Source organism: Streptococcus sp. 2_1_36FAA, assembly GCF_000161955.2.
GTDB lineage: Bacteria > Bacillota > Bacilli > Lactobacillales > Streptococcaceae > Streptococcus > Streptococcus gordonii.
Map to the genome: position 1 here is coordinate 174,792 of NZ_KI391973.1, position 25,708 is coordinate 200,499.

General features: G+C 39.9%; 26 protein-coding genes and 2 pseudogenes. 25 read left to right on the forward strand and 3 right to left on the reverse strand.

Annotated features, from left to right (window positions below; translation table 11 throughout):
- Positions 1-118 precede the first annotated feature (118 nt).
- From HMPREF0847_RS00875 to HMPREF0847_RS00930, 13 genes are all read left to right on the forward strand, one after another.
- A complete protein-coding gene (locus HMPREF0847_RS00875; protein ID WP_008809455.1) occupies positions 119-595 on the forward strand; it encodes a PTS sugar transporter subunit IIA in 477 nt (158 codons plus the stop codon).
- Between the two features lie 37 nt (positions 596-632).
- Entirely contained in the window at positions 633-938 is a 306-nt protein-coding gene (locus HMPREF0847_RS00880) for a PTS sugar transporter subunit IIB (protein WP_008809454.1), read from the forward strand.
- A gap of 96 nt (positions 939-1,034) precedes the next feature.
- On the forward strand, positions 1,035-2,513 hold the full coding sequence (locus HMPREF0847_RS00885) for a PTS galactitol transporter subunit IIC (RefSeq protein ID WP_008809453.1): 1,479 nt from the start codon (positions 1,035-1,037) through the stop codon (positions 2,511-2,513).
- Positions 2,514-3,134: 621 nt separating this feature from the next.
- Positions 3,135-3,560 carry a galactose-6-phosphate isomerase subunit LacA gene (lacA, locus tag HMPREF0847_RS00890; protein WP_008809452.1) on the forward strand — a complete coding sequence of 142 codons (426 nt, stop codon included), beginning with the start codon at positions 3,135-3,137 and terminating at the stop codon, positions 3,558-3,560.
- A gap of 16 nt (positions 3,561-3,576) precedes the next feature.
- Positions 3,577-4,092 (forward strand): galactose-6-phosphate isomerase subunit LacB, encoded by a 516-nt coding sequence (gene lacB, locus HMPREF0847_RS00895; RefSeq protein WP_008809451.1) that lies wholly within the window; start codon positions 3,577-3,579, stop codon positions 4,090-4,092.
- 12 nt (positions 4,093-4,104) lie between these two features.
- Positions 4,105-5,034, forward strand: a complete 930-nt coding sequence (locus HMPREF0847_RS00900; RefSeq protein WP_008809450.1) for a tagatose-6-phosphate kinase — start codon at positions 4,105-4,107, stop codon at positions 5,032-5,034.
- 3 nt (positions 5,035-5,037) lie between these two features.
- Positions 5,038-6,018 (forward strand): tagatose-bisphosphate aldolase, encoded by a 981-nt coding sequence (gene lacD, locus HMPREF0847_RS00905; protein WP_008809449.1) that lies wholly within the window; start codon positions 5,038-5,040, stop codon positions 6,016-6,018.
- A gap of 196 nt (positions 6,019-6,214) precedes the next feature.
- Positions 6,215-7,048, forward strand: a complete 834-nt coding sequence (locus tag HMPREF0847_RS00910; RefSeq protein WP_008809448.1) for a PRD domain-containing protein — start codon at positions 6,215-6,217, stop codon at positions 7,046-7,048.
- A 49-nt stretch (positions 7,049-7,097) separates the two neighbouring features.
- On the forward strand, positions 7,098-7,415 hold the full coding sequence (locus HMPREF0847_RS00915; protein WP_002894735.1) for a PTS lactose/cellobiose transporter subunit IIA: 318 nt from the start codon (positions 7,098-7,100) through the stop codon (positions 7,413-7,415).
- Positions 7,415-9,121 carry a lactose-specific PTS transporter subunit EIIC gene (locus tag HMPREF0847_RS00920; protein ID WP_008809447.1) on the forward strand — a complete coding sequence of 569 codons (1,707 nt, stop codon included), beginning with the start codon at positions 7,415-7,417 and terminating at the stop codon, positions 9,119-9,121. The genes HMPREF0847_RS00915 and HMPREF0847_RS00920 overlap by 1 nt, the downstream gene beginning before the upstream one ends.
- Positions 9,122-9,215: 94 nt before the next feature.
- Complete coding sequence (gene lacG, locus HMPREF0847_RS00925) at positions 9,216-10,622, forward strand: 6-phospho-beta-galactosidase (protein ID WP_008809446.1); 1,407 nt, start codon at positions 9,216-9,218, stop codon at positions 10,620-10,622.
- Positions 10,623-10,742: 120 nt separating this feature from the next.
- A complete protein-coding gene (locus tag HMPREF0847_RS11545) occupies positions 10,743-10,958 on the forward strand; it encodes a DUF3884 family protein (protein WP_225791212.1) in 216 nt (71 codons plus the stop codon).
- A gap of 19 nt (positions 10,959-10,977) precedes the next feature.
- Complete coding sequence (locus HMPREF0847_RS00930) at positions 10,978-11,880, forward strand: aldose 1-epimerase family protein (protein ID WP_008809444.1); 903 nt, start codon at positions 10,978-10,980, stop codon at positions 11,878-11,880.
- Positions 11,881-12,306: 426 nt separating this feature from the next.
- On the opposite strand, the gene HMPREF0847_RS00935 is transcribed toward HMPREF0847_RS00930, so the two are convergent.
- From HMPREF0847_RS00935 to HMPREF0847_RS00945, 3 genes are all read right to left on the reverse strand, one after another.
- Positions 12,307-13,503 (reverse strand): ferredoxin reductase family protein, encoded by a 1,197-nt coding sequence (locus HMPREF0847_RS00935; RefSeq protein WP_008809443.1) that lies wholly within the window; start codon positions 13,501-13,503, stop codon positions 12,307-12,309.
- A gap of 157 nt (positions 13,504-13,660) precedes the next feature.
- On the reverse strand, positions 13,661-14,881 hold the full coding sequence (locus HMPREF0847_RS00940) for a DUF2974 domain-containing protein (RefSeq protein WP_008809442.1): 1,221 nt from the start codon (positions 14,879-14,881) through the stop codon (positions 13,661-13,663).
- A gap of 123 nt (positions 14,882-15,004) precedes the next feature.
- Positions 15,005-16,264: an NRAMP family divalent metal transporter gene (locus HMPREF0847_RS00945; protein WP_008809441.1), complete on the reverse strand. Its 1,260-nt coding sequence runs from the start codon at positions 16,262-16,264 to the stop codon at positions 15,005-15,007.
- 208 nt (positions 16,265-16,472) lie between these two features.
- Between HMPREF0847_RS00945 and HMPREF0847_RS00950 the strand changes: the two genes are divergently transcribed.
- The 12 genes and pseudogenes from HMPREF0847_RS00950 (at position 16,473) to HMPREF0847_RS00995 (ending at position 25,699) form a co-directional block, all read left to right on the forward strand.
- Positions 16,473-17,159: a response regulator transcription factor gene (locus HMPREF0847_RS00950; protein WP_008809440.1), complete on the forward strand. Its 687-nt coding sequence runs from the start codon at positions 16,473-16,475 to the stop codon at positions 17,157-17,159.
- Entirely contained in the window at positions 17,143-18,123 is a 981-nt protein-coding gene (locus HMPREF0847_RS00955) for a sensor histidine kinase (protein WP_008809439.1), read from the forward strand. The genes HMPREF0847_RS00950 and HMPREF0847_RS00955 overlap by 17 nt, the downstream gene beginning before the upstream one ends.
- 45 nt (positions 18,124-18,168) lie before the next feature.
- Positions 18,169-18,726, forward strand: a complete 558-nt coding sequence (locus HMPREF0847_RS00960; RefSeq protein WP_008809438.1) for a hypothetical protein — start codon at positions 18,169-18,171, stop codon at positions 18,724-18,726.
- Between the two features lie 25 nt (positions 18,727-18,751).
- Complete coding sequence (locus HMPREF0847_RS00965) at positions 18,752-19,396, forward strand: DUF6572 domain-containing protein (RefSeq protein ID WP_008809437.1); 645 nt, start codon at positions 18,752-18,754, stop codon at positions 19,394-19,396.
- 197 nt (positions 19,397-19,593) lie between these two features.
- Positions 19,594-20,352 (forward strand): TraX family protein, encoded by a 759-nt coding sequence (locus HMPREF0847_RS00970; RefSeq protein ID WP_008809436.1) that lies wholly within the window; start codon positions 19,594-19,596, stop codon positions 20,350-20,352.
- A gap of 115 nt (positions 20,353-20,467) precedes the next feature.
- Entirely contained in the window at positions 20,468-20,596 is a 129-nt protein-coding gene (locus HMPREF0847_RS11500; RefSeq protein WP_260470082.1) for a hypothetical protein, read from the forward strand.
- Positions 20,597-20,606: 10 nt separating this feature from the next.
- Positions 20,607-21,386 (forward strand): ABC transporter ATP-binding protein, encoded by a 780-nt coding sequence (locus HMPREF0847_RS00975; protein ID WP_020992587.1) that lies wholly within the window; start codon positions 20,607-20,609, stop codon positions 21,384-21,386.
- A 223-nt stretch (positions 21,387-21,609) separates the two neighbouring features.
- Positions 21,610-21,846, forward strand: a pseudogene (locus tag HMPREF0847_RS11550) (FtsX-like permease family protein); the annotation flags it as partial.
- 1,122 nt (positions 21,847-22,968) lie between these two features.
- Positions 22,969-23,358: pseudogene (locus HMPREF0847_RS11555) on the forward strand (FtsX-like permease family protein); the annotation flags it as partial.
- Between the two features lie 149 nt (positions 23,359-23,507).
- Positions 23,508-24,374: an ABC transporter ATP-binding protein gene (locus HMPREF0847_RS00985; protein ID WP_008809433.1), complete on the forward strand. Its 867-nt coding sequence runs from the start codon at positions 23,508-23,510 to the stop codon at positions 24,372-24,374.
- A 1-nt stretch (position 24,375) separates the two neighbouring features.
- Positions 24,376-25,221: an ABC transporter permease gene (locus HMPREF0847_RS00990; protein ID WP_008809432.1), complete on the forward strand. Its 846-nt coding sequence runs from the start codon at positions 24,376-24,378 to the stop codon at positions 25,219-25,221.
- A 22-nt stretch (positions 25,222-25,243) separates the two neighbouring features.
- Positions 25,244-25,699, forward strand: coding sequence for a LytTR family DNA-binding domain-containing protein (locus tag HMPREF0847_RS00995; RefSeq protein ID WP_002899836.1), 456 nt, complete (start codon positions 25,244-25,246; stop codon positions 25,697-25,699).
- Positions 25,700-25,708: the final 9 nt, after the last annotated feature.

Here is a 25,708-nt window from a genome sequence, read left to right on the forward strand (position 1 = left end):
ATTTTAAAGAGAAAATCAATATATGTCTTAGCATAATTTGTAGGCTTTTATTTATAAATAGTAGATTGATTTTATATTGAGATAAAGATATATTAAATATAGAAAGGGGTGAAGTATTATGGGACTTAATCAATTGTTTGATAAGAACTTGGTCTTCTGCCTACAAGCAGATAATCAAGAACATCTTTTTAATCAAGTCGCTAACCTTCTTGAAGAAAGAAAGATTGTAACTCCTTCTTATAGGACTGCATTAATCGAGAGAGAAAAGTCATTTCCAACTGGATTGGACATGGAGTTTCTAGGAAAAGACTTACCGAATGTAGCAATCCCTCATACAGATATTGAACATAACTTAGCTGAAAAAGTTGTTGTAGTACGCTTAAATCAAGCTGTGACTTTTCACAACATGATAGCACCTGATAAAGAAGTAGAAGTTTCACTTTTGTTCTTTATCATTAACAATTCAAGTTCTAGTCAGACGAATATTCTGGCACAATTGATGGATTTCTTTACTAAGAATGGAAATTTAGATAATTTATCTAAGTTGGCAAATGAAGATGAATTATATGACTATATAACAAAAGAAATCGGATAAAATAATCAAGAAAATATATAAAACGGAGGAAATCCAAATGATTAAAATTTTAGCAGCCTGTGGGGCTGGTGTTAATTCAAGTCACCAAATTAAGAATGCGGTAGAAGAAGAATTATCTAACCGTGGTTATGATGTTCGCTGTGATGCAGTGATGGTTAAAGATGTCAATGAAGATTTGATTAAAGGCTATGATATTTTCACACCAATTGCTGCGACAGATTTAGGTTTTGATCCTGGTATTCCAGTTGTAGAAGCTGGACCAATCTTGTTCAGAATTCCAGCAATGAGCGCTCCAGTGTTTGATAATATTGAAGCAGCCATCAAAGAGCATGGCCTGAGTTAATTTTTTTAAAGTGTATGAAAGCGCTGTCTAAAGAGTGCGCTGGAGTTCTCATATTATAAACAATATATAAATTAATATAAATCGGGAGGATTTATTATGGATGGCATTATTAAATTAGCCAACGATATTTTTAAGCCAATTTTGGCGATGGGTGGTCCAATCATCATGTTAATCATTTTGACGGTCCTAGCCCTCTTGTTTGGGGTTAAATTCTCCAAAGCCCTCGAAGGTGGTATTAAATTAGCGATCGCCTTGACAGGTATTGGTGCAATTATTGGAATGTTGAATGGAGCTTTTTCATCTTCATTAGAAAAATTTGTAACCAATACAGGGATTCAACTTAATATTACAGACGTAGGTTGGGCACCACTTGCAACGATTACTTGGGGTTCTGCTTGGACTCTGTATTTCTTGCTTGTTATGTTGATCGTCAATGTCGTGATGCTATTGATGAAGAAAACAGATACACTCGATGTAGATATCTTCGACATCTGGCACTTGTCAATCACAGGTCTCTTGATTAAATGGTATGCAGATAAAAACGGAGTAAGTCAAGGTGTTTCTCTTTTTGTAGCAACTCTTGCAGTCGTACTAGTAGGAATCATGAAGATTATCAACTCTGACTTGATGAAACCAACTTTTGACGACCTCCTAAATGCTCCAAGTTCATCTCCAATGACCTCTACTCACATGAACTACATGATGAACCCTATTATCATGGTGTTGGATAAGATCTTTGATAAATTCTTCCCTGGACTTGATAAATATGACTTTGATGCCGCTAAACTAAATAAGAAAATTGGTTTCTGGGGTTCTAAATTCTTTATTGGTTTCCTTCTTGGTATTGTAATCGGAATTATGGGAACACCACATCCAGAAGCGAATGTGGAAGACTTAAAAACATGGGAATTGGTTATTAAATCTTGGTTGAGCCTTGGTTTAACAGCTGGTGTCTCCTTGGAATTGTTCTCGTTAATCGGTTCATGGTTCATTGCAGCGGTAGAACCACTTTCACAAGGTATTACAAACGTTGCTACTAAACGCCTTCAAGGACGTAAATTCAATATCGGTCTTGACTGGCCTTTCATCGCTGGTCGTGCTGAAATCTGGGCTTGTGCTAATGTACTTGCACCAATCATGTTGATCGAAGCAGTGCTTCTTTCTAAAGTTGGTAATGGTATCTTGCCACTTGCTGGTATCATTGCGATGGGTGTAACTCCAGCTCTCTTGGTTGTTACTCGTGGTAAATTGATCCGTATGATTGTTTTTGGAAGTCTTCTCTTGCCACTCTTCCTTCTTTCAGGAACTCTGATTGCTCCATTTGCAACTGAGTTGGCTAAGAGTGTTGATGCCTTCCCTAAAGGGGTAGCTTCTACTCAATTGATTACTCACTCAACTCTTGAAGGTCCAGTTGAAAAACTCTTGGGTTGGACAATTGGTAACGCAACAACCGGCGATATTAAAGCTATTCTTGGTGTTGTAGCCTTCCTTGTATTCTATATCGGTATCTTTGCTTGGTACAGAAAACAAATGATCAAACGTAATGAAGAGTACGTAGCTCAAGGTAAAAACTAATAGGTAGTTCTTTTGAGAAAAGAATGAAAACATAATAAGTTTGTTTATTCTTAGATAGAAATAGATTAAATTGAAGATAGAAGAGACCTAAAATCAAGGGAATAATGAATATGAACTTGCTGACGGTCTCTTTCTAAATAGAATTGACTAGTTAGCTTCTAGATTTTTATGAGCTGTCTTAGTATGATAATCTTGAATAGGACACTAGTAATTTATTCTTATATTTTGTCCCCCTCCCATTTCTGTTTATCAGATTTGGGATTTTTTATTTGCAATCAGACCTTCAAGAAGACAAAAGATTGTTTTATTTCACTTCTTTTAGCTTAGTTTATGCATAGAGTTTTTAATAAATAAATTGGTTTAAGATGTTTTTATACTTATTTAAAGATAATTGGTAAAAATAGAGATGTTATTCCTTATTTTTTCTTGAATATGTAAGAACCATTAAGTTTGTTTAGAGAACCCTTGTTTATTTTCATCATTTTTTAAAAAGATATGATGAAAATAAACAAGAAAGTGTTGACAATAAACTAAATATGGTGTATAGTATGAGTATAAGAAACAGATGGTGTTTTTTATAAACAATAATCTGTGCAAAAAATCAAACAAAGGAGAATGCTCATGGCAATTATTATTGGTGCAGACGCTGCTGGAAATAAGCTAAAAGATGTAGTTAAGGACTTTCTCATTGGAGAAAACTTTGAAGTAGTCGATGTGACAGAAGAGGGCAAGGATTTTGTTGATGTGACATTGGCGGTTGCGGCTGAGGTGAACAAAGAAGAACAAAATCTTGGTATCGTGATTGATGCTTATGGGGCTGGTCCATTCATGGTAGCGACCAAAATCAAAGGTATGGTTGCGGCAGAAGTCTCAGACGAACGCTCTGCTTACATGACTCGTGGTCACAACAACTCTCGTATGATCACAATGGGAGCTGAAATTGTTGGAGAAGGCCTGGCTAAGAATATTGCCAAAGGTTTTGTCAATGGTAAATACGACGGCGGACGTCACCAAATCCGGGTCGACATGCTCAACAAAATGTGCTAAGAAAAGGAGAAGTCAAATGAAAATTGCAATCGGATGTGACCATATCGTTACCAATGAAAAAATGGCGGTTTCAGATTTTTTGAAATCAAAAGGCTATGAAGTCCTTGACTTTGGTACTTATGACCATACACGGACTCACTACCCAATCTTTGGTAAAAAAGTAGGGGAAGCAGTAACTAGCGGTCAAGCTGATCTTGGGGTATGTATCTGTGGTACTGGTGTTGGTATCAACAATGCTGTCAATAAAGTTCCTGGTGTCCGTTCTGCCTTAGTTCGTGATATGACAACAGCTCTTTACGCTAAAGAAGAACTTAATGCCAATGTTATTGGTTTTGGTGGTAAAATCACCGGTGAATTGCTCATGTGCGATATAATTGAAGCTTTCATCAATGCTGAATACAAACCATCAGAAGAAAACAAAAAATTGATTGCGAAAATTGAGCACGTTGAAACTCACAATGCTCATCAAGCAGATGCAAACTTCTTTACAGAATTCCTTGAAAAATGGGATCGCGGTGAATACCACGACTAGTGAGGTAGCCAGATGATTCTTACAGTGACCATGAATCCTTCTATCGATATTTCCTATCCCTTAGAAGAATTGAAAATAGATACTGTTAATCGTGTTGCAGAAGTCAGTAAAACAGCAGGCGGAAAGGGTCTCAACGTAACCAGGGTCTTGGGAGAAATTGGAGACAATGTTGCTGCGACGGGCCTGATTGGTGGGACTAATGGAGAGTTCTTATTACAAAACCTTCATCCTAATGTTAGACAATGCTTTTATAACATTTCGGGAGATACGAGAAACTGTATTGCTATCTTACACGAAGGTAAGCAAACAGAAATCCTGGAAGCCGGTCCGACTATTACAGCGGATGAGGCAAATGGTTTTTTACATCATTTTAAATCATTAATGGAATCAGCTGAGGTAGTTAGTATCTCGGGAAGTCTACCAGCCGGTTTACCAGTTGAATATTATATTCAATTGGTTGAAATGGCTAATCAAGCTGGCAATAAGGTGGTGCTGGATTGCTCCGGAGCAGCTCTGGAAGCTGTACTCAAATCAGATGTGAAACCAACTGCCATCAAACCTAATAACGAAGAACTTTCTCAGTTGTTGGGTCGCGAGGTTTCAAAAGATTTGGATGAGTTAAAAGCTGTCCTTTCAGAACCGCTATTTGAAGGAATCGAGTGGATCATCGTATCACTCGGTGCAGATGGAGCTTTTGCTAAGCACTGGGATACTTTCTATAAAGTAGATATTCCTAAAATCCAAGTAGTCAATCCAGTTGGCTCTGGAGACTCAACTGTTGCAGGGATCTCTTCAGCCTTGAGTCATCAAGAAGATGATGTCTCTCTGCTCAAAAAAGCAAATGTTCTGGGCATGCTCAATGCCCAAGAAAAAATGACTGGTCATGTCAACGTTGAAAACTACGATGGCCTATACAATCAAATCACAGTAAAAGAGGTATAAAGAATGGTATTAACAGAACAAAAACGCAAGTACATGGAAAAACTTTCTGATGAGAATGGCATCATTTCTGCTTTGGCATTTGACCAACGCGGTGCTTTGAAACGCCTTATGGCTCAACACCAGGAAGCAGAACCAACAGTAGCTCAAATGGAAGAACTGAAAGTTTTGGTCGCAGAAGAGCTAACTCCTTATGCCTCATCTATGTTGCTGGATCCTGAGTATGGACTGCCTGCTACTAAGGCTTTGGACAAGAATGCTGGCTTGCTATTGGCCTATGAAAAGACAGGCTATGATACTTCAAGCACCAAGCGCCTGCCAGACTGTCTGGATGTTTGGTCTGCAAAACGCATCAAAGAACAAGGTGCGGATGCAGTGAAATTCCTTCTTTACTATGACGTAGACAGCTCCGAAGAACTTAACCAACAAAAGCAGGCTTATATCGAGCGTGTGGGTTCTGAGTGTGTGGCAGAAGATATTCCATTCTTCCTTGAAATCTTGGCTTACGATGAAAAGATTGCGGATGCTTCCAGCGCTGAGTATGCTAAAGTCAAGCCTCATAAGGTTATCGGAGCTATGAAGGTCTTCTCAGACCCACGTTTCAATATTGATGTCTTGAAAGTGGAAGTTCCAGTCAATGTTAAATATGTTGAAGGCTTTGGCGATGGTGAAGTGGTGTATTCTAAAGAACAAGCAGCTGCCTTCTTCAAGGAACAAGATGAGGCAACCAACCTTCCATACATTTACTTGAGCGCAGGTGTATCTGCGAAACTTTTCCAAGAAACACTTGTGTTCGCTCATGAGTCAGGTGCAAACTTCAACGGAGTTCTTTGCGGACGTGCGACTTGGGCTGGCAGTGTCAAAGACTACATTGAGCAAGGTGAAGAAGCAGCTCGCAAGTGGCTTCGTACAACAGGATTCGAAAATATTGACGAACTCAACAAAGTTCTTCAAAAAACAGCTACCTCTTGGAAAGAAAGAGCCTAAAATTTGTTAAAAAATAAATAAAGTAAGGGTTTACATTCTGAGACTGATATGCTATAATGAAGTCAGAAATTGAATAGGGTGAGCGTTACTAAGCTAGATTAGGCGTGACCGCAAATAAATTGAGGGAAGATATAGCCTTAGTTTGTTTGTGGTCTTTTTGTTTTGCCAGAACCCTAGAAAATGAAGAGGAGGAGATATGTATCGAATCATACATCCTATGAACAACAATGTTGCTCTAGCCAAACATGAAAATGGTGAAGAGGTTGTTCTGATTGGCAGTGGCATAGCTTTTAATAAAAAGAAGGGTGATATCGTTCTTGAAAGTAAGATTGAGAAAATCTTTCGCCTAAGAACGGAAGAGTCTAAAGAAAACTTTGTGGCCTTGCTCAAAGATGTTCCGCTGGACTTTATCACAGTGACTTATGATGTGATTGATACCCTTTCTAAGAAGTATGATTATCCTGTACAGGAGTATATCTATGTCACGCTGACGGATCACATCTACTGTTCTTATCAGGCTGTGCAGCAGGGCAGATACAAGGAGAGTGACCTGCCGGATGCTTCGGATAAATACCCTGTTCCTTATCAGATTGCTCAGGAAGCCTTAGCGATATACCGCGAGAGGTTGTTGGATAATTTACCTAGCGACGAGGTCAATCGCATTGCTTATCACTTTATCAATGCTGAAGGGGAGACCAATCTAGAGGGGCAAAGCCACTTAGGCAGACGAAAAGATATTCTGGCTGCTGTTGAGGCAGAGCTGAAGAAAAATGGTATTAAAAGAAGTGCAGAAAACAGCAACTTTTATGACCGTTTTATGATTCACCTGAACTACTTTTTGGACTATCTGGACAGAAGCCGTGATGACAATGTTTCCCTGCTGGAAATGGAAAGTCAGATTCAAATGACATACCCTCAAGCCTATCAGGTCGGAAGTGATATTTACCAAATCATTGCCCAGAAGACGGGAATTGATCTCTACCGCAGCGAACGGGTCTACCTGGTGTTGCATATTCAACGTCTTTTATAAATAGAAAACAATAATAACATTTTACATAAGAATACAAGGAGGATCTCTCATGAATAGAGAAGAAGTAACATTGCTCGGTTTTGAAATTGTGGCCTACGCTGGTGACGCTCGCTCCAAGCTCCTGGAAGCATTGAAAGCTGCAGAGGCTGGGGATTTTGCTAAGGCAGATGCCTTAGTAGAAGAAGCCAATGGCTGCATCGCTGAAGCTCACCACGCTCAGACCAGTCTCTTGACAAAAGAAGCTGCTGGTGAGGACTTGGCTTACAGTGTAACCATGATGCACGGCCAAGATCACTTAATGACTACCATCTTGCTAAAAGACATGATGCACCATTTGATTGAACTATACAAAAGAGGAGTAAAATAATGAACAAACTCATCGGACTTATTGAGAAAGGGAAGCCTTTCTTTGAGAAGATTTCTCGGAATATCTATCTCCGAGCTATTCGGGATGGCTTTATCGCTGGTATGCCAGTCATCCTCTTCTCATCTATCTTTATCTTGATTGCCTATGTGCCAAATGCATGGGGCTTCCATTGGTCTAAGGACATTGAAACTTTCCTAATGACCCCCTATAGCTATTCGATGGGGATTCTGGCTTTCTTTGTGGGTGGGACCACTGCAAAGGCTTTGACAGACTCTGTCAACCGCGGCCTGCCTGCGACAAACCAGATTAACTTCTTGTCTACTATGCTGGCATCTATGGTCGGCTTCCTCCTCATGGCAGCTGAGCCTGCCAAGGAAGGTGGCTTCCTGACTGCCTTCATGGGAACCAAAGGTCTTTTGACAGCTTTCATCGCAGCCTTTGTTACGGTTAATGTCTACAAGGTTTGTGTGAAAAATAATGTCACTATTCGCATGCCAGAAGAAGTTCCACCAAATATCTCGCAAGTATTTAAAGACTTGATTCCATTTACTGTCTCAGTCGTTTTGCTCTATGGTTTGGAACTGCTTGTTAAAGCAAGTCTGGGAGTAACCGTTGCGGAATCCATCGGAACGCTTCTTGCTCCGCTCTTCTCAGCGGCAGATGGCTATCTGGGAATTACTCTTATCTTTGGTGCTTATGCTTTCTTCTGGTTCGTGGGAATTCACGGTCCGTCTATCGTTGAGCCTGCCATTGCTGCCATTACTTATGCTAATATCGATGCCAACTTGGCTTTGGCACAAGCTGGTCAACATGCGGATAAGGTCATTACTTCTGGTACTCAAATGTTCATCGTTACCATGGGTGGTACTGGTGCGACCTTGATTGTTCCATTCCTCTTTATGTGGATCTGTAAGTCAGAGCGTAACCGTGCAATTGGGCGGGCATCTGTTGTCCCAACCTTCTTTGGTGTCAATGAGCCCATTCTCTTTGGTGCTCCAATTGTACTGAATCCGATTTTCTTTATTCCATTTATCTTTGCTCCTATCGCAAACGTATGGATTTTCAAATTCTTTGTTGATGCGTTAAACATGAACTCCTTCTCAGCAAACCTTCCTTGGGTGACACCTGGACCTCTGGGAATCGTGCTGGGCACCAACTTCCAGCTTCTGTCCTTTGTTCTTGCAGTCCTTCTTGTCGTAGTAGATGTGATTATTTACTATCCATTTGTCAAGGTTTATGACGAACAAATCCTAGAAGAAGAACGTTCTGGTAAAGCCAACGATGCTCTCAAAGAAAAAGTAGCAGCTAACTTTAACACTGCTAAAGCAGATGCTATCCTTGAAAAAGCAGGAGTGGATGAAGAAGCTCCAGCGCAAAACAATATTAGCGAAGAAACCAATGTTCTGGTGCTTTGTGCAGGCGGTGGTACTAGCGGATTGCTGGCCAACGCTTTGAATAAAGCAGCAGCTGAATACAATGTTCCTGTCAAAGCAGCAGCGGGTGGCTATGGTGCTCACCGTGAAATGCTGCCTGAGTTTGACCTGGTTATCCTGGCTCCTCAAGTTGCTTCAAACTTTGAAGACATGAAGGCAGAAACTGATAAATTGGGTATCAAGCTAGCTAAGACTGAAGGTGCCCAATACATCAAATTAACCCGTGATGGCAAAGGAGCACTGGCCTTCGTGCAGGAGCAATTTCACAACTAATTTGTTAGTTCATTTGAGGTGAAGCAAAGTTCAATTCCCCTGTTACTAACCTACTTACTTGTTTCACCTCAAAGGCTATTGAAAGGAAAATAAGATGACAAAAAGCTTACCTAAAGATTTTATTTTCGGTGGTGCAACAGCGGCCTATCAAGCTGAGGGAGCAACCCACACAGATGGAAAAGGACCAGTTGCCTGGGATAAGTACCTAGAGGATAACTACTGGTACACGGCAGAACCTGCCAGCGACTTTTACCACAAATACCCTGTGGATTTGAAATTGGCTGAAGAATATGGTGTCAATGGTATTCGAATCTCCATTGCTTGGTCACGGATTTTCCCGACAGGCTATGGAGAGGTCAATCCAAAAGGTGTGGAATTTTACCATAATCTTTTCGCAGAATGCCACAAACGTCATGTAGAACCTTTTGTGACCCTTCACCACTTTGATACACCAGAGGCACTTCATTCAAATGGAGATTTCCTCAATCGGGATAATATTGAGCACTTTGTGGACTATGCAGCTTTCTGTTTTGAAGAATTTCCAGAAGTTCGCTATTGGACGACTTTCAATGAAATTGGTCCTATTGGTGATGGTCAGTACTTAGTCGGAAAATTCCCTCCAGGTATCCAGTATGACTTGGCCAAGGTTTTCCAATCCCATCACAACATGATGGTCTCCCATGCCCGTGCCGTTAAGCTCTATAAGGACAAGGGTTACAAGGGTGAAATTGGTGTCGTTCATGCACTTCCGACAAAATATCCTTACGATCCAGAAAATCCAGCAGATGTCAGAGCGGCAGAGTTGGAAGATATTATTCATAACAAGTTTATCTTAGATGCGACTTATCTGGGGCACTATTCTGATGTAACTCTGGCAGGTGTAAATCACATCCTTAAGGTTAATGGTGGCCAGCTGGATCTGCGAGATGAAGACTTTGCGGCTCTAGAAGCAGCTAAAGACCTCAATGATTTCCTTGGCATCAACTACTATATGAGTGATTGGATGCGCGACTTTGATGGTGAAACAGAAATTATCCATAACGGAAAAGGCGAAAAGGGAAGCTCCAAGTACCAGATTAAGGGTGTAGGGCGCAGAGAATCTCCAACCCATATACCAAAAACTGATTGGGATTGGATTATCTATCCGCAAGGTCTCTATGACCAGATCATGCGGATTAAGAAAGATTATCCAAACTACAAGAAGATTTATATCACAGAAAATGGTCTGGGTTATAAAGATGAATTTGTGGACAATACTGTTTACGACGATGCTCGGATTGACTATGTCAAGCAGCATCTGGAAGTTTTATCCGATGCGATTGCGGACGGGGCTAATGTCAAGGGTTACTTTATCTGGTCTCTGATGGATGTCTTTTCTTGGTCTAACGGTTATGAAAAACGCTACGGCTTATTCTACGTAGACTTCGAAACGCAGGAACGCTATCCGAAGAAATCCGCTCACTGGTATAAGAAACTAGCTGAAACACAAATGATTGAATAAAAAGTAAAGCCGTTAGAGTTGAACTCTTTCGGCTTTTCGAAAAGAGGGAAGCCATGCTTGAAAAAAACAAAGAGTTTGCTAAAAGCAGTATCGGGTTCTCTATATAAACAAGTTTAAATTATTAATTTTGAACGATGTTCTCAAGCACCTCGGATTAAAAAAACGGAGCTTATTCTTATTGGAGATTGGTTCGTATCAGAAGGTTTAGAAGGGATTTGCCATTCTAAGTTGACTATTGATAGTTTTGAGTACATGTTTCTAAGTTTGGTTGAGGAATCTGATAGAAGTTTGGGTAGTTTTGATGTAGATATAATACCTTATGAAAAGGATAAATAGTAAAAAGAGAGGTAAAAATATGGTACTAGAGTTATCTAATGATTTTCTAATAGTTCAATTTAAGGAAAAGGGTGGAGAATTATCTTCTATAAAAGATAAGGATGGCGTGGAATATTTATGGCAGGGAAATCCTGAATATTGGGGAGGACAGGCTCCTGTCTTGTTTCCTAACTGTGGTAGTGTCCGTGATGATGCTCCTCTCTTTATTATGGGAGATGAAGGAGTTATAGAAGGCCATCTTCCTCGTCATGGTTTAGTTAGAAAGAAAGATTTTGAGCATAAGATAATAAATGACCATCAAATTATGTTTTCAATTGAGAGTAATTCGGAAATGTTAAAACAATATCCTTATCCTTTTCGTTTAAGTATATTTTATACTTTAGATAAATCTAAGATTGAAGTAGAATACATAGTTGAGAACTTAGGATTAAATCAAGATATGCCTTATTTCATAGGCGCACATCCGGGTTTTAATTGTCCCTTGTTTGAAAATGAACGGTATGAAGATTATTATCTCGAATTTGAAAAAGAAGAAAATTGTAGTATTCCAGCATCATATCCCGAGACGGGATTGCTTGATATAAAAAGCCGTTCACCTTTTTTAAATAAAGAAAAAGTATTAGCTTTAGATTATGATCTATTTTCAAAGGATGCAATTACTTTGGATAAGCTGGTTTCTCGTTCGGTAACATTAAAGTCTAAAAATCATAATAAAGCAGTAAAAATTGATTTCCAAGATTTTCCATATTTAATTTTGTGGTCTACTGCGAATAAGGGGCCGTTTATTGCAATTGAACCATGGGGCGGCTTATCTACATCAAAAGAAGAATCTGGATTTTTTAATTACAAGGAAAATGTAACTTTTATCGAGCCTGAAATGTCTGATTATAAAACTTATTCCATTGAGATAACAGGAATTTAAATGAATAATTGATAAAAAGTAGTTGCTTTATTAGATTAGTAGGTAAAAATCTGTAAAGGTATCGTTGGGAGGGGGATTATTATGTCGTTTCAAAAGTTACTCCAAGATACTATTTATAATGCATTATTTGCCAAGATAAGCTCGTATATTTATGAATGTAGAGAATCATTGGACGTATCCACGTATTTGATTCAAAAACCAAAATATATTAGGTCGGATGATTTTACTATTAAAAGCATACCTATAAGTAATAAAAGATGAGGATTTCATTGTTTCGGATTTACTTGTAATAGGTTATTTAGAGATTGCTGGATATTCTAAATATGGCGTAGACCTCCCAATCTGTATCTTGATTCAGCTCCATCCATTACTAGACAATAAAACATCAGGAGCAACCTTGTTGTTGCTCCTGATGTTTTATATTCTTTATTTAAATTTAAAGCCTTCATAGACCAGATCTGCTTTAGGATTGGTCTTTTTAAATTCGTTGGCTAGTTTATCCATCATCTTGACAGGTCCGCACATGAAGACCGTAGTTTTGTCGTCCAGAGGATAATTCTTGAAGTCCAAATAGCCAGAAACCTTGCTATCGACCAAATGAAGGTCAAATTGCGGATTCTTAGTTGCGTAATCCTTGAGTAGATCTAGGTAAACAGCATTTTCTGCTCCGGTATAAGCATAGTAGAAGCTGACTGGACGATCCAGATTAGGATTTTCACGGATATAGGAAATGAAGGGTGTAATGCCAATCCCACCAGCAATCCAGATTTGTTTTTCCTGCCCTTGGTCAAGAATCATGTGGCCATAAGCTCGGTCAATGGTGATTTTGGTTCCCTCTTGGATTTTGTTATACAGTTTCTTAGTGTGATCGCCAGAGTTTTTGATAGTAAAGTAGACAATGTTGTCATGTCCACCAGAGATAGAGAAAGGATGTGGCGCTTTTTCAAATCCTTCTTGGAAAATCTTGACAAAGGCAAACTGCCCATACTGGTAGTCTAGCTTTTGACTGAGTTGGATCTTCAGCTCCACGGTATCGTGGTTTAGGCGTTTGACTTGCAAGATTTTCCCCAGATGGCGAAAGGCCAAACTTTGATAGAGGAAGATGATGTAAAAGCCAGAAGCCAAACCGGTGATAGCGTAGAATCCGACTACGAAGCCCAGCAAGGTCGGTGTCAGGAGTCGACCGCCCATCAGCATATAGGCGTGGAAGAGACCAAAGATATAAGCCAGATACACAAAACGGTGAATCCAGCGCCAAGCCTCATACTTGATGTGCTTGCCAAGATAGGCCACCAGAACAATGCTGACAAAGAGATAGATGCCGACATTACCAAGCTGGGCTGCCAGATGAGAGCCCCAGAGACTGCCACCCATGGCAACATTGTGGAGAGCGAGCAGAACGACGGAAAAGATAGCTGTAAACTTATGATAAGCGTACATCTTTTCGATGCCATGGAACCATTTTTCCAATAGGGCGTTCCGAGTCGCAAGTAAAAAGGTCAAGGAAAGGGTTGTTAAGGCCAGACCGGGTACGATAAAGTTGGTCATCCCAGCTGAAGCCCAAGCATAGATAGTCAAGAGTATGCTGACAGTAATAAGGGCAAGTCCTTTGATAGATTTCATAGTTTGTGTCCTTTCTAAAAATATCACTAATTAGTTGTAATGTATTTTGTTACATTTTAACAAAGAAAAAACAAGCTGTCAAGGACAAGCTTGTTTCGTTTTTAGGATGGATAGGTCAAGTCTATTGTTAGATAAGATAGAGAGCACTTTTGCGATGTTACTCTTGAACATCTGAGGTGGTGTCTTCCGTTTTGTCAGTATCAGACTGGCCGAAAGGAAGCTGCTTACTCCAGCGTGATAGATTTTCTCGGATATCTTTGCCAATTTCAGAAAGGTTAGGTAGGCTAATATCGTCCTTCCAGCTTTGGACTCGCATATCTACTAAAAGACTAGTGAGTCGTGTCAGCATTTCTCTTTCCTCATCCGATAATGCGTTGGCGTTTTTAAAAATCTCTAAAACTTTTCTAACGTTTGAAATCTTAGAGAAATCATCAATAGAAGTGATACCGGCATCTAGTACAAGTCCGAAGAACAAATCAAAGAAATCTTTTAATTCTTCATCAGATGTACTTCTTACCCAATTCTTCAATGTTTTATCCGTCTGAAGACTATCTGGATTTAAGCTGTCTAGGAGGACAAAACTGTCTCCCTCAATCTGCCATGAAAAAGTATCGTGTTGAGCTAGACCTCCTAGGGCAGTACTTTTGACAATTGCCATCTGTTTAGGAATTTCTAACATCATGCCCACAATAGAACCTTGAGGAATGTAATGCTGGATTTTATTAGCAATCGCTTTATAACCATCGCTTTCAATGATTGCTTTGTTTAGTCCAGGGGCATCATAACTATAGATTTTTTTAATACGCTCCTGCAAGAGAGGATTAACTTGACTAGCAGCATAAGCAGCCAAGTTCCCTCCCTTGGAGTGCCCAGTCAAAATAAAGTCTCCATCGAGTTCGCTGAGAACTTCCTTTAAGTATTTCTTGGCATTTTTTTGGGCTGGAACCCGATCCATATAGGTCATATGAAAGTCTTCTTTCCAGCCAATGATAGAGTCATCGGTTCCTCTGTAGGCTAGGACATAGGTAGCAGGTTTAGACTGAATACAGTATACTAGGGCAGCAAATTGTTTTTCAATCTCCAAGTCAATGTCGTTTATAAAGCCCATCAGTTTAATATTCTTAAAACGTTTAGTTTGGGAGGCTTTTTCAAGTAGTTTAAGACGATTGCGGGTATGCATCATAGATTGTTCTTGAGGGTAATTTTCAGCAATGTCTTGTAGCCGCTTGCTTTTATCTAGATCCAGGTCGCTAGCGACAAGTCCGTCAAAAGAAAGGTAGGCTAATTCTGTTAGGATGAGCAGGTCAAGTTCATTAAAGGGACGGTCATAGATATTATCATACTGCGTATCATCTAGGTACTTAAAAATATTTTCCATTTGTCTATCTCCTAGGAATCGATATATAGATAGTATATCATAAGCTAGTACGGTTTGCTGGAAGAAGACAAAAAAGAACAGAGGACAAAAGCTTAACTTTTGAGCCATCTGCTCTTTATTTTATTAGTAGGCTTTACCAATCACTAATGCGTAGATGAAGAAGAAAGCAAAACCAAAGAGGAAAATAAGACCGAGGATAGAGAGTGCTTTCAACCATTTTGCTAGGTTTTTATTTTCACCAGTAACTAGAAGGTAGTTCAATAGGGCAAAAAATGGAGTAGTTAAGAAGGATGCAATCATAGCAAATCTTAGCATAGGTGCAACGCTTCCTTGGAAGAAATATATGATGATACCACCAATGATAGAAGTAGCAGTCATCCAAATATTCAGCTCTTTTTGTGAGATTTCTTTTTTCTTGAAAAGAAGGCGAAGAGACTCAGCATTGACGCGAGAGTAGCCGTCAATGACTGTGATTACAGTTCCAAATATACACAGAAAAGCGATAAAGGTAATCAAGAAGCGTGACCAATCCCCAAGAACAGAAGCGTACATTCCCACGAATTGTTGGATGTAGGCTGCTCCAGCTGCTTGGACTTCCTGCCCAGTTGGGTATTGGATTAAAGCGCCCATGGCGACGAAGAAAACGGCTAAAATAGCAGTCCCGATGAAACCAACGTTGAAGTCAAAGAGACCATCCTTGATAGAGATGTCAACTGTTTTTCCTTTTTCGGCAGTCCAGAGAGAATTGATGGCAGAGATTTCAATTGGAGCTGGCATCCAACCCATAAGAGATACGATAAATGGTAAAGCAGTCATTTGCCAAGGAGTTTTTTCAACAAAATCTGCCCCATATTCTGGATGCTCAATGATTGCAACAATGACAGCTAGGACAGTAGCGAGAGTCAAAGCAGACATAATCCATTTGGCCAGCCCGTCGAGGAATTTGTAGCCTCCAAAGAGAAGCATAGCCCAAATGATAACGATCAAAATTAGGGACCATTGGGTGATGCTGAGGCCTAGAGCATTAGGAAAGGCACTTGCTACGATAGCAGCACACAAAATCCCAACGGCAGCAGTGTTGACTAAGGCAGAGAAAACATTGAGGATAAAGAAAATACCCAAGTAGACCTTTCCTTTTTCAGCGTAGCCTTCTACCAAGTTTTTTCCTGTTTCTAGCGTATACTCAGCACCAAACCGGAAAAATGGATACTTAAAAAGGTTGGCAAGAATGACGAGCAAGAGAAGGGACCAGCCATACATAGCGCCTGCTTGAGCAGATGAAACGATATGAGAGCCACCAACAGCAGCAGAAGCCATAAGGATCCCTGGCCCTAAGGCTTTTATTTTTGACTGCCAGGTAGATGTTTGAGTTTGTTCAATCATAATAATCTCCTTTTCTTACAAAGAATGAATTTTCAGATAATTCCGAATGTTCTGTTATTCTATCAATTTATAAAGAAAATGTCAACAAATTTTCGGAAAATGCTTGAAATTTCATGAAAACGTCTGATTTTTGTCTCATCAAGAGAACTTCTGTGAATTGCTAAAGAATTTGGTATAATAGCTATAAATAATTTTGAGCGAGGCGAAAATGCATAAGATTATGTTAGTAGAGGATGATCCAGTCATCCGTCAAATGATTAAAAAGATGTTGGAACAATGGGGCTATCAAGTTTTTGCGGTTGAAGATTTTATGGAGGTTTTATCTCTTTTTGTTAAGGAGGAACCTCAGCTGGTCTTGATGGATATTGGTCTGCCCCTCTTTAATGGCTATCATTGGTGCCAGGAGATTCGCAAGATTTCAACGGTTCCAATCATGTTTTTATCTTCACGAGATCAGGCTATGGATATCGTCATGGCTATCAATATGGGTGGTGATGACTATGTGACCAAGCCTTTTGACAATAATGTCTTTCTGGCTAAGGTTCAAGGACTGTTGCGCCGCTCTTATGAGTTTGGTACAGATCAAAATCTCCTAGAACACAGAGGCGTGATTTTAAATCTCAAGTCTATGGACTTGATGTATAATGGTCAGGTCATTACGCTGACTAAGAATGAATTCCAGATTTTACGTGTTTTATTTGAGCGAGCAGGAAGTATAGTTGAGCGGGAAGATTTGATGAAAGAGCTATGGAACAGCGATTTCTTTATTGATGATAATACCCTATCTGTCAATGTCGCTAGGCTCCGGAAAAAACTGGAAGAAACGGGTCTCAAGAACTTTATTGAGACGAAAAAAGGGATTGGATACGGTCTGACAAATGGACACACGGAATAAGTTTTTCTTTATCAAATATTACATTTACTCAAGACGCTATTTTTTATTGCAGTTCTTATTGTTTTTTTGCTTGCTACTATTTTTCAGTTTTATATTTGAAGATAGTCGGGTAGTTCTTCAGTATATTTTTACTCTTTTACTGGTTTTGGGGATTCTGTCTCTTTCTATAGATAGCTTGATAGCCTATAAGAACTATCACAATCAGCTACTTTATGGACAAGAACAGGCTCAAACAGCTGTAGAAGCTCTGCTATTTGATAAGATCCAAAAAATGGAAGCTGAAAAAAAGAGTCAATCAGTCCTAGAACGAGAGCGTTACAACGACTTGATGGACTACTATACCCTCTGGGCCCACCAGATTAAGACACCAATCGCTGCTGGATCTTTGCTGGTGCAGGACTTGACAGATCCAGATGCCAAGAAGCAACTGGGGCAAGAGTTTTTCAAAATCGAATCTTATGTCAACCTAGTCCTTCAATATCTACGCTTGGAAAGTTTCCATGACGACCTCGTCTTGAAGAAGGAAAATCTGGAAGATTTGGTCAAGGAAGTGGTCAAAAAATATGCTATTTTCTTTATCCAGAAAGGTTTGACACTGAACCTGCACGATTTGGATCGAACCATTGTGACAGACAAAAAATGGTTTATGATTATCTTGGAGCAGGTCCTGTCTAATAGTCTCAAGTATACCAAAGAAGGTGGAATTGAAATCTTCTGCCAAGATGATGTCCTCTATTTGAAAGATACTGGTTTGGGGATTAAGGACAGTGATATTTTGCGGGTCTTTGAAAGAGGTTTTTCAGGCTATAATGGTCGCCTGACTCATCAATCATCTGGTTTAGGCCTCTATTTATCAAAAAAAATATCCGATCAACTGGGTAATTCCTTGTCCTTAGATTCCCAAGTCGGTCAAGGCACTACAGTAAAAATCGGACTAGCAGAAAAACGCTTGGCGATTGATTGAGTATAATCCCTAGTAGAAAGTTCTAACTGAAAGGTAAGTGAAAATGTGAAGTCAATCATTAATTTAGGAATCTGGAATAATAAAAAATACCATTTTGATTGGGAAAATAAGATCCTAATGGAGGAGACTTCTACTCCAAGTAACTGGTATTACATCTGGGTCCCCATCACTTTATTCCTTATAGATAAAATTTCTGCTCTGATCACTCAAATTGGTTTATTGGAAAATATGTGGACCAGAGTATTTTTGGTCATTTTCCTGAGTCTACCAGCTTATTTTTCAGCAAAGTTAATAATCCGCTATTATCATTCTAGTCTAAAATTAAAAAGATCAGAGTTAGAAGGTGCTCAAAAAGAAGCATTTATTAAGGGATTAAAAAGACGAAAAGTTTTTTTGCAACTTATACTATCTTTTTTCATCATCGCAACTCCATTTTCCGTAGCTTTATTTATTATAGAGAAAGAAGTCAAGGCAGTGATTTTTTGCTTCCTCTGTCTGTTAGTAATCTTCATGTTCAGATTTGACTATCAATTTAGAAAATGGTCAGAGATTATGCAGTTACTTGTGGAAGAAAAGAAGGCTAGTGAGAGAAACGTTTCATAAGAGAAAGAACTGGGGGAGTGGTAGTATGAATCAAATAAAAGCAAATGGACTTATCATAACTGAAGAAAATGGTTGTTATACAATGTCCTGGATGACAGGGGGACTTCAAGAAAGAGAAGTTACTTATCCAGTTAGTAAAGAATTAGTAGGCAAGGCTTTGAGATCCGAACAAGATGCTTATGAGGTGGAACTATTCTTAGAAACTGGAGAATGGGTGACTAAGGAAAGTACGGAAATCGCTAGACAAAATTATTTTAGATCAACCCCTACTCGTATTTTAGTAAATCCGTCGTCAGTGAAACGGTTGTTTTCTAATCAAGAATTTGGAGAATTGTTAAACAAAGCCATCTTTTCAGAATTAAATTCAACTGAACTTGATGCTATTGGTAGAGTTGATAATCATTTGGAGCTTCTCCTAGTGGATCCAGTTGGCTGGCAGGAAGAAATAGAGGCAGTCCATCTGGAAATTCTGCAAGAAAAACTCAATAATTATATCTACTTCCTCGAAAGCAAACAGTATGTGGAACGATACGGTGATAAGTTTGATAAAAAAGTCATCCATATCACATTCCAGTATTCCCCATCTGATAATGGTCTAGCCTTTCTAGCGGCAGTTCAGAAAGTGTTACAACCTACAGATATGAGCTTGAAGGTAGAATTGCCGGAGTAAAAAAGAGAGCGAGGAATACGGTCTGTCAAGTCCAAGGCACACATTCTTTCGAGAAAGCAGAAATTTTCCTCCACATCATAACTTTCTCCTAACCTTACAAATTTGTAAGGTTTTTCTTTTGAATTGAAAGGTTATGTTATGGCAGGTGTTCTTTAATTTTTATAAGATAAGACTATAAAAGAAAAAGGAGAAGGAAAATGAAAAAAGGGAATGGCCTCAATGGCTTTCAAATAAAACTAATCATGGCACTTTTAATGGTTTTGGATCACGTTGATAAGATTCCTGGCTTGCTACCAGCTGGATGGGATGGTATTTTTCATGCAGTGACCCGCTGTGTAGGAGTTTGGTTTGCCTTTGCGGCAGTAGAGGGTTTTATTCACACGCGCAACCGCATTACATATAATCTTCGTCTCTTTTTCTGGGCGGGGCTCATGTTCTTTGGAAATGTAATTTTAAATTTTCTTTTACAGTCAAAAGAAATACACAACTCCAATAATATATTTTTAACACTAGCTTGTGGTGTTTTGAGTTTGGGGATTTTCTTTGGATTTTCTAAAGAGAAACTTGAACTTAATGGGTGTGATAAATGGATCCGTTATGGCTTAGGCGCAGTAGTCTTTCTAGTAGCTGCTTTCTTGACAGAAGGTGGTATGGTCATGATCCCCTTTATGCTTATCACCTATGGGTGCAGAAAGAACAAAGTTTTACGTAATCTACTTTACCTTGCTCTAGCTTTTCTGCTGTTTGTCATGAGTATCGAAGTTTATCCAAGCTTGTCAGAAACCCTTTCGATGATGCTCTATAATTCGGACTGGCTCTTTATCACTGTCTTACCTTTTCTTTATCTCTACAATGGCGAGCGCGGTTATACCAGTAAGTGGAGCAAATATTTCTTCTACATTTTCTATCCAGCCCATCTGTGGCTGATTGCTTTGATAGCCTTTTGGGTAAAATAGGGCTCATTCTATCTTACAAAAGTGTAAGATTCCTTTCTGGATTGTAAGGTTAGGTTATGGAAAGCCGAGTGCAAATTCGGTAGAATAAGATTATAAAAAGAAAGAAGTGTTTAGAATGAAAGTATTTAAAATCAGCCAAAAGAAAGACAGATCTTCCATTCGTCCAAGTCAAAAAGAAATTGAATGGACGAAATTCGGATGCCAAGCCAATCAGGCAGCTCAAGAAATGTACTTAGGATTTTAAAGGAGAAGTTATGAGTTTATTAGATGTACAACATGTAAAAAAGATTTACAAGACCCGTTTTCAGGGCAATCAAGTAGAAGCGCTCAAGGATATCCACTTCACAGTGGATGAGGGCGACTATGTGGCCATCATGGGAGAGTCTGGCTCAGGTAAGTCAACACTCCTCAATATCTTGGCCATGCTAGATAAGCCAACAGAAGGCCAAGTCTTTCTGAATGGAACAGATACAGCGACCATCAAAAATAGCCAAGCATCCAGCTTCCGAAGAGAAAAGCTAGGCTTTGTCTTTCAGGACTTTAACCTGCTGGATACCTTGTCAGTAAAGGACAATATCCTCTTGCCTTTAGTGCTTTCTCGACGCCCCGTCACCGAGATGATGCAAAAGCTAGTCACCACTTGTACTGAATTAGGTATTAACAAGCTGCAAGAGAAGTTTCCTTATGAGATTTCCGGTGGTCAGAAGCAGCGGGTTGCGGTGGCGCGTGCCATCATCACTGAGCCAGAGATTTTATTAGCGGATGAGCCAACAGGGGCACTGGATTCCAAGTCATCGGCTGCGCTTTTAGATGTTTTTGACGATATTAATGATCGGGGTCAGACCATTCTCATGGTGACCCACTCGACATCAGCAGCCAGCCGTGCCAAGCGGGTACTCTTTATCAAGGATGGCATTCTTTATAATCAAATTTTCCGTGGTGACAAGACCGAACGTCAGATGTTCCAGGAGATTTCTGATACTTTGACTGTCATGGCAAGTGAGGTGGGTGATTATGTTCAAACTAACCAGTAAACTAGCTCTTTCAAATCTTATTAAGAATCGCAGTCTTTATTATCCATTTATCCTATCTACATTTGTGGCAACCGCTATTCTCTATAGTTTTATTTCCTTGACTTATAGTGGTAATATGGAGACAACTTATGGTGGAACAGCAGCTCGTATGACCCTGCAATTTGGGATTTGGGTTATTCAAATTGCGGTATTGATTCTTGTGACTTATGCTAATAGCTTTGTCATGAAAAATCGTTCCAAAGAGCTGGGAATTTATAGTATACTTGGTATGGAAAAAAGGCACCTACTCACTATGACGTTCATAGAGCTGTGTCTTTTATATACTGGGGTTGTCGGACTGGGGATTATCTGTGGGATGCTACTAGATAAGCTCCTTTATGCCCTGCTCTTAAAGTTTATGGGGATGCCTGTTGTGTTGACCTCAACCTTCCAATGGTCTAACATTTGGTTGACTTTAGTCAGTCTGGGACTAGCTTTTGTTATCATTCTTTTTCTTAATTCTATGAGGCTTTTGCGCTATAGCTCGCTCCACCTGATGCGAGAAAAGAAAGCAGGAGAAAAGAAAGGAAAATTCTTAGGTTTGCAGACTCTTTTGGGCGTCATTCTCATGGGAGTTGCTTATTATATAGCCTTGACAGTTACAAAGCCTGTTGCGGCTATTGCCAATTTCTTTCTTGCGGTCCTCATGGTTGTTGTAGCGACCTATTTGCTCTTTAATGCTGGATCAATTACACTTTTAAATTTTCTAAGAAAACGTAAAAGTTACTATTACAAGCCTCAGAACTTTATTTCAGTATCTAACTTGATTTCTCGGATGCGTAAAAATGCTGCAGGCCTGGCTACGATTTCCATCCTTTCAACCATGCTTCTGGTGACCATGGTAGGAACAATTAATATCTATGTAGGCGGCAAAGACTATATTGATACTCTCTATCCAAAAGACTATAATGTCACAGTATCCTTGCCAGATACAGTAGATAGAAATGAACCTCTACTAGAAAAAGTGAAACAAATCGCTCAAGAGACTGGACTGAAAAATCCGATTTACTCAGACTATCTCTATCAAACGTCTATGCTTTCTAAGATATCAGGAAATGAAGTAACTGTTGGCGACCGTAACTTTATGCAAGCACCTCAATCTTTCAGCAAGGCAGTAGGTAGCTTTATGCTTGTAAGCCGTCAGGATTATGAGAAGATGACAGGAGAAACATTAGACTTAGCTGATGGTGAAACACTTATCTATGGTAGAAACTTATCTTTAGATAAAAATCAACCCTTACGTATCAATGGCAAGGATTGGAAAATCAAGCAAATTTCCTCACAAGATTTTACTCATGGACACTTGCCCAATGGGCATATCATGGTTGGGGGTGCTATGCTAAACATGGTTGTCAATGATATAAAAGAAGTCGGTTTGGACGCTTTGCATGAATATTATATTGGTATCTCCAGTAACACGAAGAGCAACCGGGAGTTTTCTGATAAAGTACAAAAAGCAGTAACAGAAGAAATGGACCGTCTGCAAGTTGGTGGTTATACTGTAACTACTAATAAAGAAGAAGCTAAGCAAAACCAAAAACAGGTGACAGGTACCTTACTCTTTATAGGTCTGTTTCTCTCAGTCATTTTCTTATTGGGGGCTGTTCTGGTAATTTACTACAAGCAGATTTCTGAAGGCTATGAAGATCGTGATGGATTTGTCATCTTGCAAAAAGTTGGTCTTGATGAGAAGCAAACCAAGCGCACTATACGTAAGCAAATCGTAACTGTGTTCTTCTTGCCACTTATTTTTGCTTTCTGCCATGTTGCAGCTGCTTTTCATATGCTTAGTTTGATTGTGGCGCTTTTAGGTGTGACCAATACGCCCTTATTAATTCAGACAACGATCATAACCTGTAGCGTCTTTTTACTAGCCTATATTTTAGTGTTCTTATTAACTTCACGTAGCTATCGAAAGATTGTTACACGCTAGTCTATTATCCCTGACCTTTGGTCGGGGCTTTTTAATGTCTGGATTTTTACCTCTTGTCTCCCTCATTTTACCGCTTGTCCAAAAAGCTGAGATTTTTCAAAAAAGACTTGCTATTATAGTCTCAGAAGTTAAGGACAGGAGAAAATATCATGTTAGTAGAAACAAAAAATCTTAGCAAGCTTTATGGCGATAAGGTGGCAGTCAATGGCCTTGATATTCAGATTGAGAGAGGCAGTTTTACAGCTATTCTAGGACCTAATGGAGCAGGCAAGTCTACGACTATCCAGATGCTGATAGGTCTCTTGAAGCCAACGTCCGGGCAGATTTGCTATGCTGAAAAGCTTAGACTGGGTGTGGTTTTCCAAAACAGTGTGTTGGACGCTCGGCTGACAGTTTTGGAAAATCTGACCATCAGAGCCCAGCAGTACAAGGAGATGCCGGCAGGTAGAATCGAACGCTTGGTCTCTCAGCTTGGCTTATCAGCCTTTGTCAAGCAACCGTATGGGACGCTGTCTGGTGGTCAAAAGCGTCGTGTGGACATTGCGCGAGCCTTGCTCAATAGTCCAGACCTGCTTTTCCTAGATGAGCCTACAACGGGGCTGGATATTCAGACTCGGGAGAGTATTTGGAGCCTACTCAAGCAAATTCAGAAAGAAGAGCAGATGACCATTGTTCTGACAACCCACTATCTCAATGAAGCAGACGATGCGGATAAGATTTATATCGTAGATCATGGTCAGGTTATTGCTCAAGGCTCTGCAGACCAGATTAAGGGAAACTACGCCCGCAATATCTTACGGATTTTGAGTCAAGATGCAACAGGTTTAGAGAAAAGTTTGCCAAAAGACTGTGCTTGGGAGCAAGTCAAGGAAGGGGAATTTATCCTTCATCCTAAAACGACTCAAGAAGCACTGGCCTTATTGGCTCAGGCAGGTCCCTATATTGAACAATTTGAATTCCAACCCGGAACCATGGACGATGCTTTTATGGCACTGACAGGAAGAGAGGTACGCTAATATGCTCGCTTTGATTAAACGCAATTTTTTACTTTATTTTCGCAACCGCAGTGGGGTAATTTTGTCCCTCTTCGGAGCCATTATTCCCTTTGTGCTTTATATCGTTTTTTTGAAAAGTAATTCTGGAGGCTATTCCAGCCAACTGATGGACTTGTGGCTGATTGGTGGTGTGTTGGCAGTTACAGCATTAACAACCACATTGGCAGCTTTCTCACGGCAGGTCGAAGACCGGGAGCGGATGGTAACAGACGATCTTTTTATCACGGACTTAGGACCGTGGGGCTTGCAGCTTAGTTATCTTATCAGCTCTATTATAATCGGCTTTTTGATGCAGGTCATTATGTTTACCTTTATGCTCAGCTATTTTATGCAGGCGGATAAAATTTCCTTTGAATGGGGAAATCTTTCTTACCTGGTGCTTCTGATGATCTTGAACAGCCTCTTGGCCACACTGATAAACGCTCTGATTGTTCAACGCTTCAAATCAGTGGATAGTCTAGGTAAATTAGCGACAGTAGTCGGAGCGACCTCTGGTTTTCTAGTGGGAACCTATATCCCTATTGGAAACTTGCCGAACATGGCACAAAACCTGATGAAGCTTACGCCTTCTAACTACATGGCATCTCTTTTCAGACAGCTTCTCATGAAGGAAAGTCTAGCAGACACTTTTGCCAATAACAGCCAGTCACGAGTAGCTTTTGAAAAAACAATGGGAATTCGCATTGAATGGCAGGAGCTCTTGACAAGGACAGAAACTTTCTATATAGTTGGAATAGTTTTAGTTGCAATAGCGCTTATTTGGATAGTGCAAAATATGATTGTCATCCGCCGGCTGAAACTACAATAGAATGTGAATAGGGAGCTTCCTCTTGCAAGCAAAATTTGAAACAGATCCAACCATTTCATCCAAGGATCCGCTGGTTGTGGTCAAGGCAGACCAGCTAGCGGCAGAAGCCAAGGCCATCTTAGATTATTTAGAGCAGTACAAGGCTGGGCCAAGTGGTGTCCTGCCTATCAAGTCGGACGATAAGCTTATCATGCTGAAGACTGAAGATATTATCCTAGCAGACATCAACCAGACAACTTTGATGATTTACAGCAGAGAAGGCATTTATCAGACGACAGAGACATTGACTCGCTTTCAGCAGCGGATTAGCAGCTCGAACTTTATCCAGGTTTCCCGGCATGCTGTCATCAATATTGACCATTTGGAGTCTTTGTCTGACAGCTTTTCTGGCAATATGACGGCCAAGCTGACCAATCAAATCAAGACCGAAGTCAGCCGTCGGTATGTCAAGCTCTTGATGGAATATCTGGGAATCTAGGAGGTAAGT